At 46.4% G+C, this 631-nt stretch carries 1 protein-coding gene; it reads right to left on the bottom strand.

What is annotated here, in order from left to right:
* A partial coding sequence (locus tag JMW90_RS13520; protein WP_201564760.1) for an aminotransferase class III-fold pyridoxal phosphate-dependent enzyme occupies positions 1 to 631 on the bottom strand: 631 nt, incomplete at both ends.

Here is a 631-nt window from a genome sequence, read left to right on the forward strand (position 1 = left end):
ATGATAAATCCAGCAAGCTTATCGCTATTTTTGACAAAAAACTCAGTTAATGCCTCACGCTCACTTTGGGTTAAATCACGCTCAAATCCGATTGGTGGTGCTGCGACAAAATGCTGCATCGGCAACTGCTTGCCATAAAGGCTATGCATGCCGTTAATAGGATCGCAGACACTCATCGCATGCCACGTATCGCCATAATAGCCAGAATGAGTCGAGGCAAATTGACATTTACTAGGACGCTTGGCGGCAATCTGATATTGCAGCGCCATTTTTAATGCGACTTCTACGGCAATGCTGCCACTATCAGCATAAAATATTGCGTCTAGTCCAGCGGGCACGATTGAGAGTAGTTTTTTGCCCAAGTCTATCGCTGGCTGATGGGTTAAACCACCAAACATGACGTGCGCCATTTTGCCCAATTGTTCAATCATCGCCGCATTTAACTTAGGATGATTATAACCGTGCACGCTTGCCCACCATGACGACATACCATCAATCAGGCGCGTACCATCTTCAGTAACGATATAAATACCTTCGGCACGGTCAATCACGATATTGGGATAAGTCGGTGGTAGGCTGGCATACGGGTGCCAAAGGTGCTGCTGGTCAAAATCGTTGGTTGATACAGTTG

The organism is Psychrobacter glacincola (assembly GCF_904846215.1).
Taxonomy (GTDB): Bacteria; Pseudomonadota; Gammaproteobacteria; order Pseudomonadales; family Moraxellaceae; genus Psychrobacter; species Psychrobacter glacincola.